5 protein-coding genes are annotated in these 4,326 nt (G+C 65.0%); 4 read left to right on the forward strand and 1 reads right to left on the reverse strand.

Translation table 11 applies throughout. The features are described from left to right. The 3 genes from EOA27_RS24660 to EOA27_RS24670 all read left to right on the forward strand — a co-directional run. The coding region (locus EOA27_RS24660; RefSeq protein WP_348639871.1) for an extensin family protein at positions 1 to 1,034 on the forward strand (1,034 nt) is incomplete at its 5' end. Between the two features lie 137 nt (positions 1,035 to 1,171). Then, a complete protein-coding gene (locus EOA27_RS24665) occupies positions 1,172 to 1,999 on the forward strand; it encodes an extensin family protein (protein WP_126081702.1) in 828 nt (275 codons plus the stop codon). Positions 2,000 to 2,067: 68 nt separating this feature from the next. Next, entirely contained in the window at positions 2,068 to 2,775 is a 708-nt protein-coding gene (locus tag EOA27_RS24670; protein WP_127257477.1) for an LssY C-terminal domain-containing protein, read from the forward strand. A gap of 15 nt (positions 2,776 to 2,790) precedes the next feature. Here the strand turns inward: EOA27_RS24670 and EOA27_RS24675 are convergent, their stop codons facing one another. Then, complete coding sequence (locus EOA27_RS24675) at positions 2,791 to 3,813, reverse strand: NAD(P)-dependent alcohol dehydrogenase (RefSeq protein WP_126081701.1); 1,023 nt, start codon at positions 3,811 to 3,813, stop codon at positions 2,791 to 2,793. 122 nt (positions 3,814 to 3,935) lie between these two features. Here EOA27_RS24675 and EOA27_RS24680 point away from each other — a divergent pair. Next, positions 3,936 to 4,326: LysR family transcriptional regulator (locus tag EOA27_RS24680; RefSeq protein WP_145970508.1), on the forward strand; the 391-nt coding region annotated here is incomplete at its 3' end.

A 4,326-nucleotide genomic window follows, 5' to 3' on the forward strand; every position in this document is an offset into this window, starting at 1 on the left:
TTTCCGGATTGTGCAGATTGGCGTTGCCTTTGGCGGCGGCAGCCCTGCTGATAACGCCGGCCACGGCCGCCAAGCATCATCACCGGCACAAGAGACACCTGCCGCCAGCCAGCGAGAGCGCCGCTCCGGTACCGGAGACGCCGCAAACGACACCGGCGCCAGGGGCACGTCCTCAGGATATGGAAAACCGCGCCCAGAAGTCCGGGCAAGGCAAAAGCCGCCTCGACAGCGACGACGACTTCCTGAACCAGGAGAAGTCGCATCCGAAATGGGACGCCCATCCGCCGCGCTCGAAGGGCGCTCAGTCCGGGGCACGGGCGGAGCCCGATCCGCAAACGCCGGAGATTGTCCCCACGCCGACCGAAAAACCCGCCGAACTGGAGCCGGAGCCGCCGGAAACCGCGCCGCAACCGCCGGAAAAACCGGCCGATGCCGGCGAGGAAAAGATGCTTCCCGATCCCCGCTCGGCCGATGTGCCGGCCGACGAGATGCCGGCCGAGGAAACCGCGTGTCGCGAGCGGCTAAGGACGCTTGGCGTCGAGTTCGAGGAGCACAAGGCCGAGCACGACGCGCAAATCGGCTGCTCTATCCCCTATCCGATAGTTTTGAAGACGCTCGGCAAGTCCATCAGTGTCAGTCCCGGCACCGAGCTCAATTGCCCGATGGCCGAGGCAACGGCGCGCTTCATGGCCGATGTCGTCCAGCCCACGGCAAAGGCCGAACGCGGCGCCGATTTGAAGGCGGTCAACCAGGCCTCGGCCTTCGTCTGCCGCCCGCGCAACGGCACCCGCAAACTGTCGGAACACGCCTTTGGCAACGCGGTCGATATTGCGAGCTTCAACTTGTCGGACGGAAGCAGGATCGAGGTCGGGCCGGCGCCTCCTGAAAAAGATGCGAAGTTCCTCGACGCAGTGCGCAAGGCTGCCTGCGGACCGTTCAAGACGGTGCTTGGGCCGGGCGCCGACGCCGACCACGCGCTGCATTTCCATCTCGACCTGGAACCGCGACGTCACGGCGGCACCTTCTGCCAATAGCCACAATTCCGGAAGTTTCGGTCACGTCCCGGCAAGAACAGCGCCGCAATTCCGCCCCAGGCATGAATGCCGGCGCTGATCTTTCCTTTACTGTTGAGGGTTAACCTTGTGCCATTCGGGGACAAGGACGCCTTTCAATGGCTCGAAGACTTGGCGCTGCGCTGATGGCGGCGCAACGAAACAAGTGCGCGCGAATCGCGATCGCCGGGCTGGCCGCCGGCGCCATCGCGACGATATCGGCCTGTACCACGGGCGACGTCTTTGCGCTGCAGCCCGCCGTCGATGTCGGCAGCCAGACGGCGGCCGTGCCACAGCCCGACGCGCCGCAATATTCCGGCATGCAGCGCCTCGTTCCCTCCAACCCCTATATGACCCAGGCCGCCTATCCGCGCATGGACGAGCCGATGTCGCCTCTCGAGCAGATGCCGGCCAGCGAGATCGACTGCCGCAACGAGCTGAAGCGGATGGGCGTCGTCTATCAGGACGTCCAGCCGATCCATGAGGGACAGTGCGGCATCGATTTCCCGGTAAAAGTCTCGGCGATCGGCAGCGTCGCCATGAAGCCGGCCGCGACACTGACCTGCAGCATGGCCGCCACCTTCGCCGCCTGGACCAAGCACGAGCTGCAGCCGGCCGCCCGCTGGCGCTATTTCTCCGGCGTCAAGGCGATCCACCAGGGCTCGAGCTATTCCTGCCGCAACATCGCCGGCGAAGGTGTGTTGTCGGAGCACGGCAAGGGCAACGCCCTCGACGTCATGAGCATCGAACTCAACAATGGCGACGACATCGACGTCCGCAAGCCCGGACTGTTCGCCTTCCGCACCCGTGGCTTCCTCAACAATGTGCGCGCCGACGGCTGCGAATATTTCACCACGGTGCTTGGCCCGGGCTACAATTACGACCACCGCAACCATTTCCATTTCGACATCAAGAACCGCAAAAGCGGCTACCGCGCCTGCCGCTGAGGCGGCTCTACCCGAAAACGGCCAACACCGCATAAAATGATCGCGCAAGGATTTGGGAGCGGTTGGTCGTGGGTAAGCGAAGCCTGAGGCGGCGAGCGGCGATCTGGCTTGCGGCTATTTGCGCCTTCTATCTCGCGCTCGCCTATGTCGCCGCGCCGGAATTCTGGACTTGGCGGGAGCGCGGTTTTCGTACCCGGCCCTTCGAGATGGTGACGCATACGCCGCAGGGCATTCCCGGCGACCCAATCAATGTCGGCCTTGTCGGCACCGAGAAGGAGGTGGTCCACGCCTTCGCGGTCGCGGGTTGGGATACGGCCGATGCGGTCACGCTCAGGACCGCGATCGATATCGGTGAAAGTGTGCTGTTTTCCCGCCCCTACCCCGATGCGCCGATGAGCCGCCTGTTGTTCGAAGGCCGCGCCCAGGACCTGGCCTTCGAGAAACCGGTCGGCGACAGCGCCGACCGGCGCCACCATGTCCGCTTCTGGGTGACGGACGCGGTCGGCGACGACGGCCGCCCGCTCTGGCTGGGCGCCGCGAGCTTCGATCGCGGAGTCGGCCTCAGCCACGACACGGGCGCCGTTACGCACCATATCGGTCCGGACATCGACGCCGAGCGCGACTTCCTGATCGGCGACCTGAAGGCCGCCGGTCTGCTTACCTCAACCAGCGAGATACCGGGAATCGGCGCCACCAAGACGGGACGCAATGGCGGCGGCGATCCCTATTTCACCGACGGCATGGCCGTGGTCGGCGTGTTGAAGACGCTGCAGTGATCTCGCCACGCGCCATCAGCTCGTGGCGATCACGATCTTGCCGAACGGTCCCTTTTCTAGATGCTGGAGCGCTTGGGGCACCTCGTCGAAGCCGTAGACCTTGTCGATGACCGGCCTGATGCCGAGCGCCTCTATTGCCTGGTTCATGCGCTCGAACGCGCGTCGATGGCCAATGGAAATGCCCTGGACCACGATGCGGTTGCGCATGAACGGAACGATCGGAAAGCTGATCTCCATCGCGCCGAGCACGCCGATGACGGATAGCCGGCCATCGGCGGCAAGGGCGTTGAGCGACCGGCGCGCATTGTCGCCGCCGACCATTTCCAGCACATGGTTCACGCCAAGCCCGTCCGTCATGGCGCGAGCGGCCTCGTCCCATGCCGGCTGGGTGCGGTGGTTGATCGTCTGCCACGCGCCGAGGTCCCTGGCGCGCTTCAGCTTCTCGTCGCTGCTCGACGTGACGATCGCGCGCAAGCCGAAGGCGGCGGCGAATTGCAGCGCAAACAGCGACACGCCGCCCGTGCCCTGGATAAGGATGGTCTGGCCTGGCACCGGCCTTGTCGCCTCCGCCATCGCGAACCAGGCGGTCAGCGCCGCGATCGGCAGCGTTGCGGCCTCGACATCGCTCAGCGAGACCGGCGCCGGCACCGCCGCGTCCTCGCGGAAGACGACATGCTGGGACAGCACGCCTGGAAGCGAGGAGCCCAGCGTGTGCTGGTGGAGCACGGCCGGCGCGTCGCCATCCGGCCAGTCGGCGATCACCTGTCCCAGCACCCGCTGTCCGACCTTGAAGCGGCTCACGGCGCCGCCGACCGCCACGACCTCGCCCACGGCGTCCGAGGTCGGCACGAATGGGAAGGACAGGTCGGGGATGAGCACGCCGTCCACGATCATCTTGTCCTTGTAATTCAGCGAGACGGCTTTCGTCCGCACCAGAAGCTCGTGCGGACCTGGATCGGGGATCTTGCCTTCCACCGGCCGCAGATTCGAAAGGCCGAACCCGCTCATCTGCCAGGATCTGTTGCTGTCGGTGCTCATGCGTCACGCCTTGGTTGATGGTGCGCGAGAGATTTATGCGATCCGACTATGGAAAATAGTGCTCCGATGCGGGATATTCGGCAACAAATTGAAGAGCTGAAATCTACAATAGGGAATTCGATATGGACCCGGCTGACCTCCAGGGCGTCGTCGCATTCGTCAACACCGTCGAAGCCGGCAGCTTCACCGGCGCCGGCGCGCGGCTGCATGTGACGAAGTCGGCGATCGGCAAGTCGGTCGCGCAACTGGAGCAGCGGCTGGGTGTGCGCCTGCTCAACCGCACCACGCGCAGCCTCAGCCCGACCAGCGAAGGCATGAGCTACTACGAATCCTGCGCGCGGGCGCTTGCCGAGATCGAGGCCGGCCAAGCCTTGCTCGCCTCGCGCCGGCAGGTCCCGTCGGGCAAGCTTCGGGTCGATATACCGCTCGCCTTCGGCCGACGCTGCGTCGCGCCGGTGCTGTTCGACATCTCCAATCGGTTCCCGGACCTGATGATCGAGATCTCCTTCAACG

The sequence above is a fragment of the Mesorhizobium sp. M2A.F.Ca.ET.037.01.1.1 genome, from assembly GCF_003998075.1.
Taxonomy (GTDB): Bacteria; Pseudomonadota; Alphaproteobacteria; order Rhizobiales; family Rhizobiaceae; genus Mesorhizobium.